This window comes from Segatella copri (genome assembly GCF_026015465.1).
Taxonomy (GTDB): domain Bacteria; phylum Bacteroidota; class Bacteroidia; order Bacteroidales; family Bacteroidaceae; genus Prevotella; species Prevotella copri_E.
The window spans coordinates 823119-844922 of record NZ_JAPDUQ010000002.1 but is presented as its reverse complement, the minus strand read 5'-3'; the positions used below and the strand labels follow the sequence as shown (position 1 = coordinate 844922).

Below are 21804 nucleotides of genomic sequence, written 5' to 3'. Positions count from 1 at the left end.
GTGATTTATTTATTCTGTTTTGCCCATGTATCCTTCAAGCCAACGGTTTTGTTGAATACTGGTTTTTCTGCAGTAGAATCAAGATCGGCCATGAAATAACCGATACGCTGGAACTGGAGATATTCACCTGGCTTCTTGTTGGCTGCATATTCCTCAACATAGCAGTTAGGATAGTCGTGGAAGCTGTCTGGGTTGAGCAACTCGTGGAAGTCACGTTCATCAGCAGATGGATTTTCTACCATAAAGAGACGGTCGTATTCGCGCACCTCTGCCTTTACGCAGTGATCTGCTGATACCCAATGCAATGTACCCTTAACCTTACGGTTGGCACCTTCCATGCCGCTCTTACTGATAGGATCGTATTCTGCCTGAATCTCAGTGATAACGCCATTTTCGTCCTTTGTGCATCCAGTGCACTTAACGATGTAAGCATTCTTCAGACGAACTTCTTTACCCGGAGTCATACGGAAGAATTTTTTAGGAGCATCTTCCATAAAGTCAGCACGCTCTATCCAGAGATTCTTAGAGAATGTGATGGTGTGTGTGCCATCAGCTTCATTTTCTGGATTATTGATGGCTTCCATTTCCTCTGTTTCACCTTCCGGATAGTTGGTAATTACGAGTTTTACAGGATCAAGTACTGCACTCACACGACATGCTTTCTTGTTCAAGTCTTCTCTAACAGATGCTTCGAGTAAGGCCATATCGTTGAGAGCATCGAACTTAGTATAACCGATACTGTCGATAAACATACGAATACTCTCAGGAGAGTAACCGCGACGGCGCATTCCGCAAAGAGTAGGCATACGTGGGTCGTCCCATCCGATAACCAGTTTCTCATCAACCAGCTGGTGAAGCTTACGCTTGCTCATTACAGTATAAGTGAGGTTCAATCGGTTGAACTCAATCTGACGTGGACGATTGTCGTTTAATACATCTGCAGTTCCGTCCTTCTCCTTCAAGAAGTCGATGAACTTATCGTAAAGCGGACGGTGAGGTACAAATTCCAATGTACAGATAGAGTGGGTTACCCCCTCAAAGTAGTCACTCTGTCCGTGAGCGAAATCATACATAGGATATGCATGCCATTTTGTTCCAGTACGGTGATGAGGAGTTTGGATGATACGATACATGATAGGATCGCGGAAATGCATGTTTGGATTCGCCATATCGAGTTTTGCGCGAAGAACCATGCTGCCTTCTACGGCCTCAGGAGTATTCATCTTCTCAAACAAAGCAAGGCTTTCTTCGATTGGGCGATCACGATATGGACTAGCAGTACCCGGTGAGGTAGGAGTACCCTTCTGCTGTGCAATTTCTTCAGCAGTTTGTTCATCTATATATGCATTGCCCTTCTTGATCATCCAGACAGCAAAATCCCAAAGCTTCTCAAAGTAGTCAGAAGCATAGTAGATATTGCCCCACTTGAAACCAAGCCACTGGATGTCTTGAAGAATATTCTCTACATATTCATTGTTTTCCTTGCTAGGGTTAGTGTCATCAAAACGAAGATTGCAAACACCATTATATTTCTCTGCAACACCAAAGTCCATGCAGATAGCTTTGGCATGGCCGATATGCAGATAACCATTAGGCTCTGGCGGAAAACGCGTCTGGATTCGTCCTCCGTTTTTGCCTTCTTTGAGGTCTTCCTCAACTAACTGTTCTACGAAAGAGATACTTTTCTTCTCTTCCAAATTGTTTTCTTCATTAATTGCCATAATTCAATAAAAAGAATAATTTTTAAATTTATGGTGCAAAGATACAAATTTAATTGTAAGTACCGAAATTATCTGGCAGATAATTTTGTTTTGGGAGCGATAATTCACAAAATATGTTTTTAAACATATAAAAAGATTCGTTCGTTTCGAAAAATATGTCTATCTTTGCATCGTTATCCTGAATACAATCTTTTTACCTTAAATGAAACTAATACCAAAAATGAACGCCTTCGCTGTGAAGCGAGGGCGTTTTGCATTTATACCAGGTTCATATTTAATTACTTTTTGCGGAATGTTTCGTTCTTAATAATGATTGAACCTTCTTCTGTATCGAGTGTTGCCTGCTCCTGAACATCGGCATCGAGACCCTTGCGGCTCAGGATAATCACAGCTGCTTTACCTTCTGGCTTAGCAGGCAATTCCCACTTGTAAAATTCCTTATCAAGGCCTTTTACTTTAACAGAGAAATCACTGTTCAAAGTTACACTACGCTCACCATCTGCGCTCTTATATTCACCGGCTGCGGCAGCCTGAAATGCAGAATCGGTTACAACAGTCTGTTCTGCCTGAGCTGGTGCAGGTGCTGGTGCCTTTTTCTCAGAACATGCAGTGAAAGCTATCAGGCCCATAGCAAATGCAAGAATTGATAATTTCTTCATAATCTTTAAATTTTATATGTTAATAATAATGTTAATCTAAACCATTTTTATAAGCTAACTCTTTTTATACATTTGTTTATCTCAGTGGTATGCTATAGAAAGATAGTATTCCACTGGTACAAATGATTACCCAAATAGAAACGAGCCCCGTAATGATAGGGACGCTTGCAAATCTGATGTCGTGGTTGGGCTTAAAACGTTCGGTATGCTTCCTTAAAAAATACTGAAATATATAATAATATAAGGTGGCATAGAGAAAACCAATGAGGGTACCAATCAGGATGTCGCCAAAATAGTGTACACCGAGATACATTCGGGAATAACTGGTTATCAATGCCCATAGGCATAAGAATATCGTGAGTTTGCTCCGGCGAACCAGATATTGGGCAAAGAAGGCTATGCTCCATGCATTGGCTGCATGAGAAGATGGGAAACCATATCTGCCACCCCGATATCCTTGAACAACATGTACCATCGGACTGATAGGATTATCAGGATTGCTGGGACGCATTCTTGCTACTAATGGCTTCAGAATTCCTGATGCAGTCTGGTCTGAAAACAAGATAATCAGAGTGATGACAACTATAGTGCTCATCACAACCTTGACAGGAAAATTCTTAAGCAGTACAAAGATAAAACTGGCATAGAACGGAACCCATACAAATCGGTCTGAGAAAATCATCATGAAGTAATCCCAATACACGTTGTGAAAACCATTGAAAAACAGAAAAATCTGCGTATCAATCTGTTCTATTTGATGAAGTAATTCTATCATAGTCTTTCTTTATGAAATTCTGTAATGTTCGCTTTCTTGTTTCTGATAATCTGTTGCCCTGTCGTTTGGGCTATTTTGCACTCAAGTCATCGTACAACTTCTGTAGATAAGCCATGCCTCGTTTCAGGTTATAACCTTTTTTGCCTTTATCATAAACAACCTTTTTGGATTTATTGTCGTAGATGATAGAGTTCTCCTCTGATACCATGCCGAAAGCATCGGGTACATCAAAGAATGCAAATTTAGGAGTAGCATCACTCAACATATTCTTGCTGAACAAAAAGTCTTTGTGAGGAATGCCTATTTGTCCGAGCAGTGTAGCTGCTATATCATGCTGACTTCCTATGAGCTTAACATTCATTGGGCGAGCTATTGCTCCACCGGTCATGATAAGTGGAATCTGATAGCGGCTGCGGTCAAAGTTGTCAAGATGTTCTTTGTATGCGCCAACATGATCGGCAACGAGTAATACCAAAGTGTTTTTCCATCTAGGCAATTTGCTGTATTCACGCAGAAGATGACCTATGACACTATCAGTGTAAGCAAATGCATTTAAACGCTTGTCTTTCAGTCTGCTATATGGTACATCGAATGGCTCATGACTGCTTGATGTCTGGAATACTCTCAGCATAGGCTGCTTGGCATTCTGTTCTTTCCTGAGGTCTGCAAGCAGCCGGTTGGCTACGATATGATCGTGTACTCCCCATTTGCTCAATTTGTCTTCTATAGGAAAATCACTATCTGAAATGATTCTCTCATAGCCCTGGGAAACCAGCCAAGAGCGTTGGTTGGCAAAATCAGCATCACCACCATAATAATATGCATTGCCGTAATGCTTTGCTTTAGCCAATGAACGTGCCAATGATGGTAATTGTGCAGATTTTGCCGGGTAGCGCATGATGCTGGTTGTAGGTTGTGCAGGATAACCGCTCAAAACAGCAACCAATCCACGATCCGTGCGGAAAGTGTTGGAATAGAATCTTGGGAAGAAAATTCCCTTTCTGGCTATTGAGTCCAAGCAGACCGCTACGTCTTTATGTGTTCCGACGGAAGGCATGATGTCGTTGGCAAAGCTTTCCATAATAATAATAAGTATATCTGGCTTTCCGTTTTTCCGAGCTTCTTCATTCAGAAGCGGGTAGGTGTTCTGGTCGCTTGAACTTACCATTTGAGCAAAGAGCTTGTTAGCTTCTTCTTCTGACATGTATCGGTATTGCGATGCAAAATCTTCCTGATGGGTAAGTGATTCAAACAGGCTGAACATCGGATTGACGGCAGCATGATTCAAAAACGCATTTTGGCTGAAATATGCCTTTCCTGTATTTGTTGTAGATACAGTAAATCCTCCTCTGATAGGAATGAAGAGAAGGGCAGTAAGCAGCAACAGAATAAGAGAATGGCGCATACGATGATGCTCTATGTCAGAGTAGCGCGTTCTGCGACCACTGCCGAAATCTCCAAAACCATAGTTGCTGTATCTGCTGGAATAGCGCTTCTGGGTATGAGGCATGCGGAGTGCGAACCAGACGGCTATGGTAAGCAGCACAGTGATGAGGAGAGCCAAAAAGATGTAAAGCCCTCCAACACTTGCAAGTGCATCCTTTGGCGAAGTAAAGAAATAATATAATGGAGTGCTATCTAGCGGGAAGTTCCAATATGGATATAATCCTGCATTCAGTACGAATGTAATGGAAACCAGGAAAGATGCCAGTATATAATAAGCATTCAGAATGGGACGTATAATCTCCTTACGAAACCAAATCATTGCGATGAGCAACAAACCCGGTAGTGCGGTGAGGTAACCAGCCATAGAGAGGTCGAGTGATAAACCGTACCACATCACTGTAGGCATTTCGCTCCAGATATTATCGATAGGTTGTGTAGCAGAAGCCTTTTCCAATATCATGAAAAATGGTTTCTGAATACTGAACAAAATGACAAACGTAAAATACGTTTTTATAAACCACAATATTTGCTTCATATCTATGCTTCTTGACTAATAATTATGATATACTCGGCTTTGAGCTTGAAAATTAATGCAAAAATAACCATTTTATTTCATATAAACGACTTTTTTTGTGTTTATTTTTCAAAAAAGTGAGAAAAAATTTGGTCGTTCTAAATAAAAGTCGTACCTTTGTTGTAATAAATTTTATAACATAACTATGGCTAAGTACAATATTCAACCTAAAAAAGAAAAAATAGCAAGATATCAATCTATGCTGAGTGAAGAAACTAAGGACCGCCTTCGCGACGAGATAATCCGTGTTCTTGTTACTGAAAGAAAGTACAAGGACCCAGACTATAGTTCCAAGAAACTTGCAGAGGATTTGAATACTAACTCTCGCTATATTTCTGCTGTATGCGCAACTCGATTTCATAAGAATTATGCCGAGTTGGTGAATGATTATCGAGTAAACGATGCTATGTCTTTACTTACCGATAAACGTTATGCAAGAATGACTGTAGAAGGTATCAGCGAAATGGCTGGTTTCAATACTCGTCAGAGTTTCTATGCTAATTTCTTCAAGCGAATAGGCGTTACTCCCCGTCAATATCGTGCTAATCATTTAAAGGGATTGGAGGAAGTTTAATTGTTAATAACTAGAACATGAAACAAAAGAGGGTGTGTCATAAGTCTGTGACGCACCCTTTTTTTGTGTGTGTTTCTATATATTCTAGTTGAATCGTAGTCTTTCTTCACAAAGGGAATCTTATTATATTGTATAGAAACTTTACTTTTCTTGTTTTATCGATAACAAAACAGCCCCAAAGCCCACAAAAGGGCATAGTTATCCCTGACGATAAAACAACCAAAATTGAGTTTTATCGTTTTATACCCAAATATTTCTTCAAATTGAATCCCATTCCGAACAATCCTAGATCCATGTAAACCTTGTCCATTCCAAAATGCCTGAATCGCTTATAATGCATATCTGCCTTCATCTGCCCAAATACAGCTTCCGGCTCTATCGGTCGCTGGCTTCTGTGTTTCAAGCCCTCTTCAGACGTTAGTAGCAGGAAGGCTTCCTTTTTATATGCATTCAGTTTATGGTTGACATATATGGTTCTGTTGCCTTTGGATTTCTTGCAGAGACTTCCAAGCGGACATCCATCACATCGTTGTGCTCTATATAATGTAATGACAGACACATAGCCGGAGTCACTTTTCGTTTGCCGTTGTCCACAAGGTTCCATGTGTTGTCCCATGGGGCAGACATAATAGTCATCATCCCTGTTGTAGTAGAAGTTCGCTTGGTTGAAGGCATCCTCCTTGAAAGGCTTATGCTGTTCCTTGTGAAACCAGTTGTACTTTACATAACCCATCATTTCTTCCATCTCTAGGTACTCGTAGTTCTCCTCCGAGCCATACCCTGAGTCTGCGGTGACGCTCTTGGATTGCTTTCCATATCTTTTCTTGTACTTATCCAAAAAAGGCTTGAAGGTCAGGGTGTCTGTTGGATTGGGATAAAGGGCGAAATTCGTCCAATATTGATTCTCTGTCGCAATTTGAAGGTTATAGGCAGGCTTTGTCTGCCCATTGTTCATGGCATCTTCCTTGAGGCGCATGAAGGTCGCATCGGGATCAGTCTTGGAGTAACTGTTTCTCTCGCCCAGTATATCCAGTGATTTTTCATACTCGCACAGTTTGTCCGAGGCTTTGAACAAGTGATCTATCTGAGTATTTAGCTTTTGCTTCTCTCTTCCTGTAAGCTTTGCCTTAGGAAGGTTCTTAGCTTGCCTCTCACACAAACGTGCACTTCTCTCTACATCCTTGGCGGAAGTGGCTGGCTCGCTGTCTTCTTCCTTAATGTCACTCCCGCCATTCAGGCGAATTTGTTCTTTTATCTGAGCCAATGCAGCAGAGGTCTTTTCCAAGAGCTTAGCCCTGTTCTTTTCCACAGTCTTCTTCCATACAAACGTGTACTTGTTTGCTTTCGACTCTATCTTAGTGCCATCAACATATTGTTCCTCCAGACTAATCACGCCCTTTTCAACCAATATGGAGACGACTGCATCAAAATAAAAGTCGATGCATTTAATCATATGATTGGATCTAAAGCGGTTGATTGTTGCGAAAGATAATTGCTTACCTCCACAAATCCACATATAGCGAACATCGTATTTAAGTGCGTCCGCTATGCCACGACAGGAATAAACGCCATTGATATAGGCAAAAACAACTAAACTTAGAAGCATCTTCGGACTGTAAGGAGGAGCACCAATCCCATCATAGGTATCCATGAGAGGGTTGATGTCCATACTGCGAACAATACGATCCACCATACGAACTTTGCTGTCTTTTGGCACATAATCATCGAAAGAGTTAGGAAAAAAGCTCAATTCGTGCCGAGTTTCAGATTTTATTTGTATCTTTGCCATACTTAAAGAAGTTTTCTGCAAAGATACAAATCTTTTGCGGAAAGGCAAAGCCCGAGCTTGTGAAAGTTTGGGCTTTGTTGTAAATAAAAATGTTTTTTAAAGATTTCGTATCTGTGAAAAGGCAAAAAATAAAAAGGGGTGCGTCACAGACTTATGACACACCCTCTTTTGTTTTTACAAACTATTGCGAGTTACCTCTTGAAGTAGTTTCTCAATGCCTGGTGGCGGATACTCCTGTTCAATCTGCGTATGGTCAGATTTCGTATCTGGCGAACTCGCTCGCGTTTGAGCCCCATATCTTCAGCAATTTCAGCCATCGTTTCTTTAGGAACACCTATACCATAGAATTTGGTGATGATTTCTTTCTCTCGTGGCAATAAATCTGCAATGCTTTCTGCCATCTTTTTCTTCATCATTTCTATATTCAGGGTATCATCTGCAATCTTTACATCCGGATCGTTTAATATGTCTAATAGGGTATACGGATTGTTTGCGCTTAGTGGCGCATCTACAGATACAGCCTTGTCTGCGTTTCTTGGGGCAAATTTCTTCTGGTCTTTCGGTAAACGATAAAGTCCTGATTGTTTATCGATGGCCTGTGATATAGCCTTGTGAACGAATGGACCGGCATAAGCCACAAAATCGGTGCCCCGGTCGGCTTGGAACTTTCTGGCTGCCATAAGCATTGCCAGCGTTCCTTCGCTAACCAAGTCATCAAACTCAACGCCTTTACCTTTATACTGGTTGGCTACTGATTTTACATAGTTTAAGTTCTCACTAACTATCTTGTTTATTTCTTTTTCTGTCATACTCAATAATTCTTTTTGCAAATATACATAGAATAATTCAAAAAAGCAAGTATTTTGCGCATTTTAACCAATCATTTTGGTTTCCACATATTATATATGTTTCTATGATTTGCATAAAGCTGCATATGGACAGTATTCGCAACGATGCTTATCATCTGTAGGCCGGAATGGTTGGTCCTTGTCAAAGATGTTGGCGATGAGAACTTTCAGTTGTTTCATAAACTCTTCTTCGTATACATCTATGCTACTGATGAGTTCCTTGCCCATTTTTAATGTCGGATCATAATCTTCTGCTCCTGCATTTTGTATAAACAGCAAGCCTGGAGATACGGGCTCTTGAGCCGGATTCAGATTCCTGTTGTGGCTTACAATAATCGAGTAGAGCATAGATTGTAAATAATAATCTGTATGCTTGTTGAGCATGGATGGATCAAACACTTCGCTCAGTTCTCTTGGACGTGTTGTTGAAATACGTCCTGTTTTATAGTCTATTACGCGGATTCGTTCTGCAAGATTATTGCCATTTGCATGACCGTTAGCTGCAACAGCGTCCAGTCGGTCGATAAAACCTCCTATTGACAGAGATAAATTGCCGATACTTGTTTCTACTTCGACGTCAGTTTTTACAACCAGCTCTAATCCGAGTATGGTGAATGGAGCCTGGCGCATATCTATCGTGACAAGTTGCCGGATATATCTTGCTATTACTTCTTTATTGATCAGTTGCAGACCATTATATTTTGGACGATATCCTGCAGCGCTAACTTTAAAGAGTTCTTCTCTGAACGCCTGATCTACCAGGCGATAAATCAGAGATTCGTCTTTTAATGCTTGCTCTAGTTGCTCTTTTGATACAACGATAGGACGAGTCAGTTTGAGTTCTCCTTTACCGTCGGTTGTCAGAGCATCGCTGCTTGCTAATCCCAGATAGAACAGTTCTGCTGCACGATGGAATATATTTCCAAATACTTTGTTGTCTACTTCGTCCTCATCAATTTCATCTGGCTCAATCAGTCCTTCTACATATTTATAGTAGAATTGCTTTTCACATCTCAAATAGGTATTCAAAAATGTTGGCGTAAGCATTTTCAAATTCTTGAGCTGGCTGAGCGCATGCAGTTTTTTCTCTATTGGTTCATAAGTAGGACGCATTGTGTTTTGTCCTGCGACCAAAGAAAAGCGCTCGATGTCATGATGGCTTTCTACCAGGAGTTGTAGCATAAAACGGCTCATCTCACCCGATTGGCCATCTTCTGTTGCGTTATTGTAACATAAAGTGATGTCGTGTGAGCGTTGGAGCAGACTGTGAAAATAATAGGCGTATATGGCTACTTTGTTATCTACCGTAGTCAAGCCATATGCCTTTCTCAATGAATAGGGAATAAATGAAGCATCGTTCACACCTTTCGGCAGTTTCCCTTCGTTGCATGAGAGTACTAAGATATGCTCGAAATCCAGATTTCGAGTTTCCAATACACCCATTACCTGTATTCCTTCTGCAGGTTCACCATGGAAAGGAATACTTGTAGACTGGATGAGCTGTTGGATGAGTCGTTCCAGAGTGATGCAGTCTACTGCTAAGTCTCCTGTCTGGATGAGTTCTTGCAGACGGTTCAACAAGGTATAGGTCCTGAAGAGCGATTCCTGGAATAAAGGATCGTCCTGTTCTTTGCTATTCACACCTATTGTCTTCAAAATATCCAGCAGATACTGGATGAGTCTCAAGTTGTATTCATTTTCTGTTGCAGTCTCACCCAAATCTTTGAAAAGCAGTGACAAGCCTTCATCACCATCCATGCTTAGGAATTGGCGGGTAGGATAGAACTGCTTCTGCTCATCAAGAGCGCTCAAGAGTTTGCTATAATTTTGAGAAATATAGCGTGTGTATGGATGACGGAGTGCCATGAGCACATTGTGTAAGCGATAGTTGTTACTATGCTTGGGATGACCTACGCCCTGCAACTTGATGAGCTGTTGCAGCAAACTGTAGAATGGTGTCTGTTGAAGCGGATAGCCCAATGTTATATTATATGCTAACTTGTCGTTCTCAGAATAATCTGGCAACGACTTGATGTCTTCGTTTGTAGGAAGACTATGTATTACACTTTGCAACAATCCTTCATCGGCTAATACTATAGCCACTTTTTTTCCATATTTATAGCGTTTCTTTTCTTTAAGCCATTGGTTTACATAGCGGGCCTGGATGTTTTCAGTTGATGCCGATATGTATGTAATGTCTTTATTGTTATCAAAGTTATGATAAATATCACGAAGATCATGAGGAGGCATATCATTCAATTCGTTAGGATAATATTTGAGATATTCACGAATGTAGTGACCTGCCTCATGATTGTTTTGCATATAATAGTCATCGTAGTCCCAATAGAAATGTGCTTTACCCTCTTTCATCAAGCGGTCGCAGAGTTTCCGTTCTACTACTTGCATCATATTAAAACCGACAAAGAGATATTTCTTGTGTTGGAATTTGATATTTTCATCATTTACAACTTTCCTGTACAGAGCCCCCTCATAAGCCAATCCTTGTTCTTCAAGACGCATGTTGAACTGCTTATAGATATCAAGAAAATGGCTCCATAATTGTAGAAATCTCTTTTTGAGTTCAGAGTTGTGATCATCGTTGAAATTGCTAAAAAATTTCTTAATCAGCGTTTTCTGTTCTTCTGTAAGATATGAGATGTCATCAAGTTCATGTATATTGCTAAGATTGGCAAAGAGTTTTTCTGCTTCTGCCATGTTTTTATCAATATCGTCAAAATCTGTGATAAGAAGTTGGCCCCATCCATAAAAATGGTCTAGGGTCTCATCAATACCAGTGCAGGCTACGAATGTTTTATGTAAATCGCAAACAAGTTTGATTGGGTCTCCAACTTTCAATGTGCTATGTTTGCGAAAAAGGTCGCTGATAGTTATGTAAGATGGCGACCAGATGGGATGGTCGGTCAAACGGGCCAGACTCTCATTGAGGAAGAGAGCTGCACGTTTGTTTGGAAATACGATTGCAATATCGCTGAGGTTATTGCCATATTTCTCAAGTATATCTCTTGCTACATATTTTAAAAATGTTTTCATATCTCAATGCTCATTTTATATTTGAAAATGTTCTTTATTTTGCACTGTTTTTCATGCAGAGCAATAGAATTGTATTATTTCACCACTTTAATAATTTTGTTAGGGTAAACGTACCATAGATAACCGGTTACTTTATGATTGCCCATGCTTCTTAATAAACCGATGTATTTTCTAACCTGTTCATGGTGTTCTATTTTCGGTCTGCCAAACTTAAAGTCTACAACTATTGTCTCTTTTTTTGAGTTTTGCATCACTCGGTCTGGACGGTATTCTGCCACTTTTCCATTTTCAACTGTCAGGATAGAACATTCATTTAGTATGGTCAGTTCCTTATCAAACCATTTTGCGACCTTTGGTGATTCAAGTCTTTTCCTGATCATCTCCTTTATTTTCTCTGGTGTGAGGTCTTGATCGTATAAAAGTCCGTCTAACTCCAACTGTTTCAGGGCTCCATCAATATCATCAACTGTGCGGATTGTAGAAAAGAGGTTGTGCAAAATAGTACCCATTTTGATATAAAACTTCTGTTGCTCTTCTGTTTCATCACGCTTTATAAAGTCACGGCTCTGGTTACTCTGTCTGAATTCTGGCATTTCAGGCGTAACATTTATTTTAATTTCTAAAGGTTGAGAATAGGCTGAGAGCACGTTTGTATTCTTCTTCTCGTTTGATTTCTTGGAAGAATCAGGTACATATATTTCATTATAGCAGAAAGATATGTCATTTGTTTTGGCATCAGAACCTATTCCTGTTAACTCCATCTTTACGTCATTAGCTTCAAGTCGGCTGGCTACCTTGTCGAGTACAGATTCAATAATGGCAGAACGATATGCACTATTAGCTCTTTTGCCAATTACAATCAGGTTGTGACTGGCACGTGTGAAGGCTACATAAAGCAGATTCAAATTGTCGACTATGTTTTGCAGATGTTCATGATTATAATCTGCTTCATATATACTTTGCTTCATCAGTTTAGCACTGAAATCTATAGGTACCAGTGGAAGTTCGTTGTATGGAGCTTCTTGCGGTGTGCACCAGATAGTGTTGGCTTTTTCTAGTTGCCAGTCACAGTAAGGCATGATAACATGATCGTATTCCAGTCCCTTACTCTTATGTATAGTAAGGAATCTGATACCTCCATCGCCATCACTATGAATGCTTTTTTCGTGGATACGGTTATCCCACTCTTTCAGAAATCCAGTGATATCACTACTGTTATCTGTGAGATATTTACTTAAGCAATCATAAAAAGTACAGATGTAGGCAGTTTGCTTGATCATGTCTTTTATTTCGCCAAGTTTAAGTTCTGCAAAAAGGCGTTCTGTGAGATCGAACAGTGGCATTTCCAGATACTCAGAACGATTGGTCAAAAGTTGTTCCGGCATATTTCCAGCTACAGAATACGTGTCACAAAACTTGTTGAGAGTTGCTAATACAATATTGTCATTTGGGTGTACCAGTATGTAGAGAGCGTTAACCAATGTGCATACTGCTTGGGAGGCATCCAGCCTGAATGCCTCATCTGAAACCAACGGATAGTCGGAATGGTTCATAAAATACTCAGCAATGTCCTGTATGTTGCGGTTGCTTCTTACCAGGATTGCTATTTTGTTGCAAGGAACACCTCTTTCAACCAACTTGTCTACAGTGTCCAGTGTGGTTTGCATCATTCTTTCTTCAATATTTTCACCGCCCAGGAGCTGAATACTGATAGAACCATTAGGAACAGAATGGTGGTCTGGTACTTGCTGGCAGACATCGCTATATGCGCTTTCCAGCTGTTTACATTCCTCAGGACATTTATCTTTCAGGTCTTCAATCTCCAATTTTACTGCTTCTGTGAAAAAAGCATTGTTGAACTCAATGATGTTTCTATCAGAGCGGTAGTTGATACCCAAAGTTTCTATGCTTACTTTTTTCGCGCTTTTATTAAATTCTTTATCAATATTATTGAGCAGTCTCCAATCGCCGGATCGCCATCTGTAAATACTTTGTTTTACGTCACCAACAATGAGGTTACCTGCATCTTCTCTACTCATGGTTTCTTCGAGCAGCACTTTAAAGTTCTTCCATTGGATGGTGCTAGTATCTTGGAACTCGTCAATCATTATATGGTCGAGTTGAGTGCCAATCTTTTCAAAGATGAATGGCGAATCGCTATCCTTTATCAGTGAGTTGAGCAAGGTCTGAGTATCGCTCAAAAGGAATCGGTTTGCCTCTCTGTTCATCTCCCTGACTTTTTTATCTATGCTTCCCAAAAGGCGGAGCTGATTAAGATGCTTTATGGTCAGATCGGTACTTTTGAAGATTCGGGTGAGTCTTGGACGATTATCTTCTGCAAACAGCAGAATAGGGTAGAGCACCGATTCTACATAATTGAAGATATCAGTACAATTTTTTACATCAGATTTTTTGACCCATGCTTCCGGACTTTCCCGACATTTACAGAAAGTATCATTATGTAGATCATCATCACTGTATTTGCCATTTTTCAGCTTGTTGAAATAGCTCCAAATACCTCTCGTTTTTCCAGCTAAGTCGTCTGACGTAAAGCCTTCTTCTTCAAGGGAATCGAAAAAAGTAGCAGCAATTTCTTTAAGCTGCTCTTTTGCCTTATCGCGCTTTTTCTTCATTCGGTCGGTAAAATCCTTGAAGAAATCTTCTTGTTCCATCAATTCTGTCAACTTGTCGGAATGAGCTTTGTAATAATCCTTGAATATGTTCTCACCGAATTTCTTGATCTGTCCTATGACATTCCAACTCTTATCATCATCAATATTTTCTTTGATATAATCCATAATCCAGAAAAGTAGACGATCGGTATCTTCAAGACTTTCTATAAGTTCATCAACGGCATGCTGTTCTATTTGATAGTCATTGAGTTCTATCCGTAAATTGGCAGTCAGATCAAGTTCACGTGCTAGATTTCTCAATACACTCTGAAAGAACGTATCGATGGTCATAACCCGGAAATAGTTATAATTATGTATGAGCAAATGCAGGGCTGATTCTGCATTTTTCTGAATTTGTTTGGATGAAAGATAGGGTAAAGCCTGCTGTATTTGATTTACATAATCGTTTGCTTCTGGTAGTCCGTGTGCAATTTCGTATAATTTTCCTAAGATACGCATTTTCATTTCTTCAGTAGCTTTGTTGGTGAAGGTTACTGCAAGAATGGTTCTGTAGGAAGCAGGATTAGCTATCACGAGTGTCATATACTCGCGAGCCAAAGTAAATGTTTTACCTGATCCTGCACTTGCTTTATAAACAGTTAGTTGTGAACTCATATTTTGTTTTTTTTTATGATGTTATTGATATTGTGCCCTAGAAATCATGTTTTATCCATGCTTTTATGAATATTACCAATCTCTAAATAGTTCAAAACCGAAGCGACAGCCTATGCCATTAAACTTCGTGTTTTTGAAGGCAGCAAAGAATCCTAATGTAATAGCTCTTGTTGTTACTCCATATCCCCATTCTGTATATGGGTGTAAATGGTTTACAACAAGACAGCTTACATACAGACGCTCTGCTTCTATATATTTCCCAATCAGGGGGAGCCATGCAGTCGCAATCATGGGTGCTTCATAAGTGAAATTTCCACGTATGTAATAATCACTGGCATTATACCATTGGGATGGCAGTAATTCGAATTCTCCACTCCAGCTATCATTCCAGCCTCCAGGAATATTGTTGTCATGGAAATTGGTATAGTCAACGAAGTCCCAATGATCACCTTTGCGGGTATAAAAGCCAGCTCCTAACCTTATAGAATATGATTGACGGCGTGATGCTTGAAAAATAGTTTGTGCATCTGCTTCTACCCGTTCGTAGTCTATGTTTGAACCTAGTAGGTTTTTCCATCCCTTTTCATAGTCTATTTTAAAGATGGAGCCTTTCTTACCCCATGGTAAGAGTTCTAAAGCTACAGCTGGTGCTACTGACACATATTTGCTTGGATAATTAAACAGTTTATAGAAACTTTCTACTACAGCTTTTCGTTGATGTGAAACCAAGCCAATCTCAAAACCGACATAGTCGTTGAAACTCCAGTGGTTAGTAAGACGAAGGTAATCATCTTTAAACTCTGTCAGTTTTCTGTTGTTTGCCTCAATATCTGTTGAAATTTCCGGTAATGACAATCCTGGATATTCTGAGAATAGTGGATATAGAAAATCGTTATCTTCAGGTTTGCTGATGCCTAACATCTTTCGTGCAACACGATTATTCGATATTCTATTGCCGTTACCGATTTCTAACTTCAGATATCCATTGTGCTTCGGGTTATAGTTGAATGTCAATGGTATATTGAAATAAAATCTGTGTTGTTTCATACTGTAACCTCCTTTAAAGCGAAGCTTCAATTGCAGATTTTCTGTAAACCTGTAGCCTCCCTTCAGGTCAAACTTGTATACAATTCCTTTTCGCTCGGAGTATCCCATATAGAGTGGGTTGAGAATAGGACTGATACGGAAGTAGCCTTGGTTTTGCTTTCCGAAGCCTTGGGAAATTCTGTTTAATACATTGTCACCGATAACATCCCAAAGTATGTCTTTTGCAAAGTTTTTCTCTGGTATGTTGTTATTCAAGGAATCTGTTATTTGTTTTCTTTTTTCATAGAATTTTCTGTATATGTCAGCCTCATCTTGGTTTAATTCAATTGGGCGCACTTTTGCCATTAATGCTGTGTCGGCAACATTATTGAGTGAATCACTTAATATTTTCGGCAGTCCGTATACAGTTGTATACATGCCCGTTATCTTGTTACCCATAAAACTGAAGTTGGCTCTCATGCTGCACCTTGCAGGAGAAAGTGAACCAAATCCGTCTTTACCCATAATAATAGAGATATAGAAACGGGTCATATCATATTCGCCCTCAAAGTCTACCATGCTTATCTTTCCGCTTTGGGAATCAACAATGGCACGTGCTTCAATAACTTGGGTGTTTTTGAGACGTGGATATACGTAGACTTGTGCTTTGCCGAATGGTAATTGGGTAACGGCATATTTATAATATCTGCGATTCTTATTGTGGAAAGGAGAAAGAATATTAGTTTCGAAAAGTGTTTCTCCATATACCGTTGGAGTCATGTATTTCAAAACTGATGACAATGTGTTGCTTCTATGCGGAATGGTGCTTATGTTCAGCAAACGCTTGGCAACTGGTCTGCCATTTGCGTCTAGCGTCATTTGGCTATAATACTCGCTGATGAATCTTCTGCCACCGCCATGAGCCACCGCATACATCGTCGGTACTAGCATGAGCGTTGCATTACGTTTGTTTGTTTTGATTTGAAATTTAGTGTAGGCATAACTCTTGTGCTCAGCTCTACCTGTTGTGTCAACAGATTGTGAATATTTAAATACCAAACACATCACCGAGTCACTAAAGGCGTCTCTCGGTGACATTCTTCTTGCATGTGCTGCAAAAGCCATTATGCAGAAGATAATCGTCAAAATGATGTGTGTTTGATATTTCTTCATTTATTATGAGTTAAGATGTTACTTGGCAGAAGAACTATGCCAAATATTTTGGGCAACAGCTTTCCTAACCAAGATATTTCATAAGGATTCCTATCTTCCCGGACTCTCTCAGTTTGGTGATGCTTTTTTCTCTTATCTGGCGAACTCGCTCACGGGTGAGCCCCATTTTATCACCAATTTCCTCAAGCCCCTTTTCGGTTTCCCCAATTCCGTAGCATGCGCAGATAATTTTCAGTTCGCGATCCTTGAGGCAAACTTTTAAAACCTGTCTTAGGTCTTGTGCCATACTTTCATGGTCAACCTGCTTGTCTGTTCTGGCATCGTCTCCGCTTGCCATTACATCTGCCATAGAGTTGTCATCGTCATCACTGAATGGAGCATCGATGCTTACATGATGACCACTTGCAGCCATGCTCTGAGAAATCTTGTCCTCGTCAACACCTGTTCTGGCAGCAAGTTCTTCAACGCTTGGACGGCGTTGGTTTTCCTGCTCAAACTTATTAATTTCCTGGTTTACCTTGTTGAGTGATCCTACCTGGTTGAGGGGAAGTCGAACAATTCGGCTTTGCTCTGCTATTGCCTGTAAAATACTCTGACGAATCCACCATACAGCGTATGAGATAAATTTGAACCCTCGTGTTTCATCGAAGCGTTCTGCAGCCTTGATGAGTCCGATGTTTCCTTCGTCAATCAAGTCTGTCAAGGTGAGTCCCTGGTGCTGATATTGTTTTGCTACCGACACCACAAAACGTAAGTTGGCTTCAATCAACTTATTTTTTGCTCTTTCGCCAGCTCTACCTCCCTTGCGGATAGCTTGAGCCAATTCTATTTCTTCATCAATAGAAACCATAGGGGCTCTACCTATCTCTACAAGATATTTGTCGAGGGCTTCACTATTACGATTGGTTATACTCTTTTGTATCTTAAGCTGTCTCATTATCTTTCCTCTTAGTTACACATTGCACAATTGGCGCAAAGATAATAAAAATATTGATACACGACTAGAATTATAACTTACTTTAACGTAATTAACCTAACTTACTCATTTAAAGGTTATTTTACGGTCTTGTTCTTAACAAAACTTTGAAAAGCGTCATCGTATCCGTTAAACACGTTGATGTCTACCTCTCCATGTATTCCTGCTACTCTTCCGTCGGGGCAGAGTTGCCAATATACCAATCGGATGTCTGGTTTATACTCTCCATATCGTGCAATCCAAACCTGGTAGTTATGTTTCAAATCGGGAGCCTTTGGCAGATAGCGATTTACGAAAGTTTGGCTGATGTAAAGAATAGGCTTAACACCAGTTGCTCTTTCTACAATTCTAAGCCAAGTTCTAATGCGTGCAAACAATACTCCAGCCCCTCCCATTTTCTTGATTTGACTAGGAAGCGGTTCAACATCAAGAACTGGAGGAAAATCGCCTTTCCTAATGATACTGTGTTTCAGAAAGTGTCGTGCTTGTTCGGCAGCAGGTGTTATGGTGGTAAAGAAGTGATAGGTTCCAACCTTGTAACCATGTGCTTTTGCATCACGATAATCTTTTCTATAATATGGATTTAACAGCGATTTACCTTCTGTACTCTTGATATAGATGAAGCGAATCGGGAAGTTCACTGTTCCTGATATGGTCTTTTTGCTGAGACGTCCAAGATGTGTAATGCGTAAACGGTTCCAGTTGATAGCATATTTTTTTCTGCCTTTTCCATGCTGGTATTTGCTCAGGTCTATGCCATAAATACGTTCCGATGTATATACGAGTCTTTCGCCTTTATAGCGGTCATTTTTCCATTCGCCTATTCGTAAAGGCTTCTTGGGAGCAATGCTGAATCCGAATCCTTCACGTTTCCCGTTTTTCCAGTAACCTTCATAATAGGTTCCATCGTATCCTTGCCAGCATCCATGACCGTTTGGTTGATAGATACTGTCGGTTGTACCCCGATAATATCCTAGAAAATCAGGTAAGAGGGTATAATCAATAGAGCGTCGAAGTGTGACTCCATGAGCTGTTGCTAAAGATGCTGCAAGTTGAGGTGAAATAGCTTTAACCCCTTCAGGAGTTGTTTCTGAGGAAAGTTGGAATGTGCGGCTTCCTTGTGCAGTTTCTCCATTCATTGCTTTGATGAGTTTGCATGCCTGACTCTTCCATTTTCCGTTCTCGTCTCTATAATAGGCTTGATATGAAATGGAGCGTTTCAACTTGAAATGTCCCTTTTTCTGTACATGTTTCAGGGAATCAATCAGTTTCTTGGCAGAATCGCGTAGTTCCAGTTCGTGTTGGGTATAAGCGCAAATAGAGTTGTAGCCTACATCCTGAACAGAATGAGAGTGAATATAATAGTTCAGTTCTCCAACTTTCCATTTGGAGTCTCTATACAAACTGTCTAAAGAATCAACTTTCTCTTTAAAGATGCTATCCGCATCTTTGCCAAGATAGTGATTCCGGCTGATGCTGTTGTTGTAGCAGGCGGCAAGTCTTCCTTCACATGAAGGAATCAACGCCCAACGATTCATAAAGTTGGCAGCCAGTGTCGTAGTGTCTTCGTCGAACCGGAGTATTGTTTTTCCATTTTGAATTAATTCGTAGTGACTGTATACTTTTATGTTTGCTTTTGCCTTGTTCACTCTATCACTTGATGGGTTCAGGCAATAATAGCTCCATGTGCTGGCGGCAGCCAGCAGAATGAAAACTAAACTTGTGATATATAATATTTTCTTTTTCATTTGATGATGACCTCCAATATTTTCTTGGTGGTTTCGGTAATCTTTGTTTTTTCAGACGTACGTTCGCCGATAAGCCAGATGATTTCACCTTTACTATCAGTTAATACATGCTGTGTCTTTTTTTGTATATAGTCAAATTTCCTATCGGTCATATAGTCACTCAACAGTTTGCTACCCTTCATGCCGAAAGGTTGAAATCTATCGCCTTCTTTTACCAGTCGGTAGGTGAGGGGAAAACTGACTTTTTCAGCATCCAAAGTGATACATTGCGATTCTTTGCTTGGCATGAAGTCACCCATATGAGAGAAGATTCTTATCTTGATTTGGGTTCCTTCGTCCATGTTGTAAATGCCTTCTTCTGGCAGTCGGAACGCTCTTTGTTCCTGAATGTTATTCAAGTCTTTTATGTTAGAGATCAACAGCTGTTCTCTGTCGATGACTATCATATAGTCTTCGTTTTTCCAGATTTTACCGACACCACGATCCTGACTGAAGAGGCTTTCACAGATGTCATCAATGACATTGCCATGAAAACCATATCTGCCTAATTCTTTATGGAGTATGAATTCCGGACTTACAGCATTCATGACTGATACTTTAGGGATATATATAACTTTCCTATAAGAGTCGGTTATACTGATGCTATCCATGCTCTCAAGTATACTTTTCGCTTGGCGTATGTATTTGGCAGTGAGAGCGATATTTTCACTTGCTGCCGGGTTGATACTTTCCAAAAGAGGTACTACATGATGGCGAATTTTATTTCTTAAAGCATCGTCTTCCAAATTTGTTGAATCTGTGACAAAATCTTGCTTTTTTTCTTTTAGGTATTGCAATATATCCTGTCGGCTGATGCAGAGAAGAGGGCGAAGAATATTTCCGTTTTTGGGGGCGATGCCTGCTAATCCGTCTACTCCAGATCCTCTTAACAGATTCAGAAGTAAAGTTTCTACATTGTCGTCGCGATGATGGGCCACACAAATGCCTCCTGCATGCAAGTCTTTTACTAATTGGGCAAAATAGCTATAGCGTAAGTTGCGTGCAGCCATTTCGATACTTACCTTGTGTAAATGGGCATAAGCATAAGTATCAAAATGGATTCGAGACAAACTGATTCCCTGTTGTTTGCACAGATTTACACAAAATTGCTCGTCTCTGTCACTCTCTTCGCCGCGAAGGTGAAAGTTACAGTGCGCAGCAGTAATATTCAGTCCTATATTTTTCAAGATAAGCAATAGGGCAACGCTATCAGCACCTCCGGACAAGGCAACGATATATGGTGTTTGCCACTTGAACATACCATGGTGAATAATATATTTTTTGACGATATTTTCAATTTTGTTCATTCTGCGATACTTTAAAAGTATATGATGTTTTTTATTACTTTCTGTTTTTTAAAAAGTCTTCTGCCCGCTGCAAATCTTCTGGCGTGTCGATGCCTACAGTTTCTACATCTGTAGTACCAACTTTTATCTTGTAGCCATTCTGCAGCCATCGAAGTTGTTCCAGGCTCTCTGCTATTTCTAGTGAGCTTTGTGGCAGTTTGGTTACCTCTTTTAAAACTTCTTTGCGGTAAGCATAGATGCCCAAATGTTTCAGATAAGGAAAACTCTTGAGCCATTCTTCCTCTTCCTTTCCTCTTACGTATGGAATGATGCTGCGAGAGAAATACATAGCAAAGCCTTGATTGTCTACAACAATCTTTGGACTATTAGGATTTTTTACAGCTTCCATACTGGTAAAAGCTTTTCCTAAAGTGGCAATTTGGGTTGTTGGGTCATCAAAACACTGGCAGATGGTTTCCAGTTGACTCTTGTCAACAAAAGGTTCATCTCCTTGAACATTGACAATGACATCCCAGTCTCCACCAATTTTTTCGATAGCTTCTTCTATGCGGTCAGTACCGCTCTTATGATCCTTGCGCGTCATAACAGCTTTACCGCCAAATGCTTCTACAGCATTGAAAATTCGCTCATCGTCTGTTGCAACATAGGCTGCTTCTAGACAACTTGCTACTTTCTCATAAACATGTTGTATCACTGGTTTGCCATCTAACATGGCAAGTGGCTTTCCCGGGAAACGTGTTGATGCGTATCTTGCTGGAATAATTCCTATAAATTTCATAATCTTCTATATTTAAACCTGTTTACTATTCAA

General features: G+C 40.1%; 14 protein-coding genes. 1 reads left to right on the top strand and 13 read right to left on the bottom strand.

The features are described 5' to 3' along the window. Nucleotides 1-5: 5 nt before the first annotated feature. The 4 genes from ONT08_RS10605 to ONT08_RS10590 form a co-directional block, all read right to left on the bottom strand. The gene (locus ONT08_RS10605; protein ID WP_117586669.1) at nt 6-1721 is read right to left on the bottom strand and encodes a glutamine--tRNA ligase/YqeY domain fusion protein; all 1716 of its coding nucleotides are present in this window, start codon (nt 1719-1721) and stop codon (nt 6-8) included. 278 nt (nt 1722-1999) lie between these two features. Beyond that, a complete protein-coding gene (locus tag ONT08_RS10600; RefSeq protein WP_144153095.1) occupies nt 2000-2380 on the bottom strand; it encodes a hypothetical protein in 381 nt (126 codons plus the stop codon). A 76-nt stretch (nt 2381-2456) separates the two neighbouring features. After that, nucleotides 2457-3155 (bottom strand): phosphatase PAP2 family protein, encoded by a 699-nt coding sequence (locus ONT08_RS10595; protein WP_264959891.1) that lies wholly within the window; start codon nt 3153-3155, stop codon nt 2457-2459. Between the two features lie 70 nt (nt 3156-3225). Then, nucleotides 3226-5136, bottom strand: coding sequence for an LTA synthase family protein (locus tag ONT08_RS10590; protein WP_264959890.1), 1911 nt, complete (start codon nt 5134-5136; stop codon nt 3226-3228). Nucleotides 5137-5374: 238 nt separating this feature from the next. On the opposite strand from ONT08_RS10590, the gene ONT08_RS10585 reads away from it, so the two are divergent. Continuing rightward, nucleotides 5375-5749, top strand: coding sequence for a helix-turn-helix domain-containing protein (locus ONT08_RS10585; RefSeq protein WP_228113743.1), 375 nt, complete (start codon nt 5375-5377; stop codon nt 5747-5749). A 232-nt stretch (nt 5750-5981) separates the two neighbouring features. Here the strand turns inward: ONT08_RS10585 and ONT08_RS10580 are convergent, their stop codons facing one another. From ONT08_RS10580 to kdsB, 9 genes are all read right to left on the bottom strand, one after another. Then, nucleotides 5982-7538: an IS1182 family transposase gene (locus ONT08_RS10580; RefSeq protein WP_118200255.1), complete on the bottom strand. Its 1557-nt coding sequence runs from the start codon at nt 7536-7538 to the stop codon at nt 5982-5984. Nucleotides 7539-7729: 191 nt separating this feature from the next. Next, nucleotides 7730-8347, bottom strand: coding sequence for a sigma-70 family RNA polymerase sigma factor (locus ONT08_RS10575; RefSeq protein ID WP_006846726.1), 618 nt, complete (start codon nt 8345-8347; stop codon nt 7730-7732). A gap of 102 nt (nt 8348-8449) precedes the next feature. Further along, nucleotides 8450-11437, bottom strand: coding sequence for a PD-(D/E)XK nuclease family protein (locus tag ONT08_RS10570; RefSeq protein WP_264959889.1), 2988 nt, complete (start codon nt 11435-11437; stop codon nt 8450-8452). A gap of 74 nt (nt 11438-11511) precedes the next feature. After that, nucleotides 11512-14724, bottom strand: coding sequence for a UvrD-helicase domain-containing protein (locus tag ONT08_RS10565; RefSeq protein ID WP_264959888.1), 3213 nt, complete (start codon nt 14722-14724; stop codon nt 11512-11514). A 72-nt stretch (nt 14725-14796) separates the two neighbouring features. Further along, nucleotides 14797-16923, bottom strand: coding sequence for a DUF5686 family protein (locus ONT08_RS10560; RefSeq protein ID WP_264959887.1), 2127 nt, complete (start codon nt 16921-16923; stop codon nt 14797-14799). A 64-nt stretch (nt 16924-16987) separates the two neighbouring features. Continuing rightward, entirely contained in the window at nt 16988-17860 is an 873-nt protein-coding gene (locus ONT08_RS10555) for a sigma-70 family RNA polymerase sigma factor (RefSeq protein ID WP_006846722.1), read from the bottom strand. A gap of 116 nt (nt 17861-17976) precedes the next feature. Next, nucleotides 17977-19647, bottom strand: a complete 1671-nt coding sequence (locus ONT08_RS10550; RefSeq protein WP_264959886.1) for a GH25 family lysozyme — start codon at nt 19645-19647, stop codon at nt 17977-17979. Continuing rightward, nucleotides 19644-20993, bottom strand: coding sequence for a tRNA lysidine(34) synthetase TilS (gene tilS, locus ONT08_RS10545; RefSeq protein WP_264959885.1), 1350 nt, complete (start codon nt 20991-20993; stop codon nt 19644-19646). Before tilS ends, ONT08_RS10550 begins: the two co-directional genes overlap by 4 nt. Before the next feature lie 34 nt (nt 20994-21027). After that, nucleotides 21028-21771, bottom strand: a complete 744-nt coding sequence (gene kdsB / locus ONT08_RS10540; RefSeq protein ID WP_117586658.1) for a 3-deoxy-manno-octulosonate cytidylyltransferase — start codon at nt 21769-21771, stop codon at nt 21028-21030. Between the last annotated feature and the right edge of the window lie 33 nt (nt 21772-21804).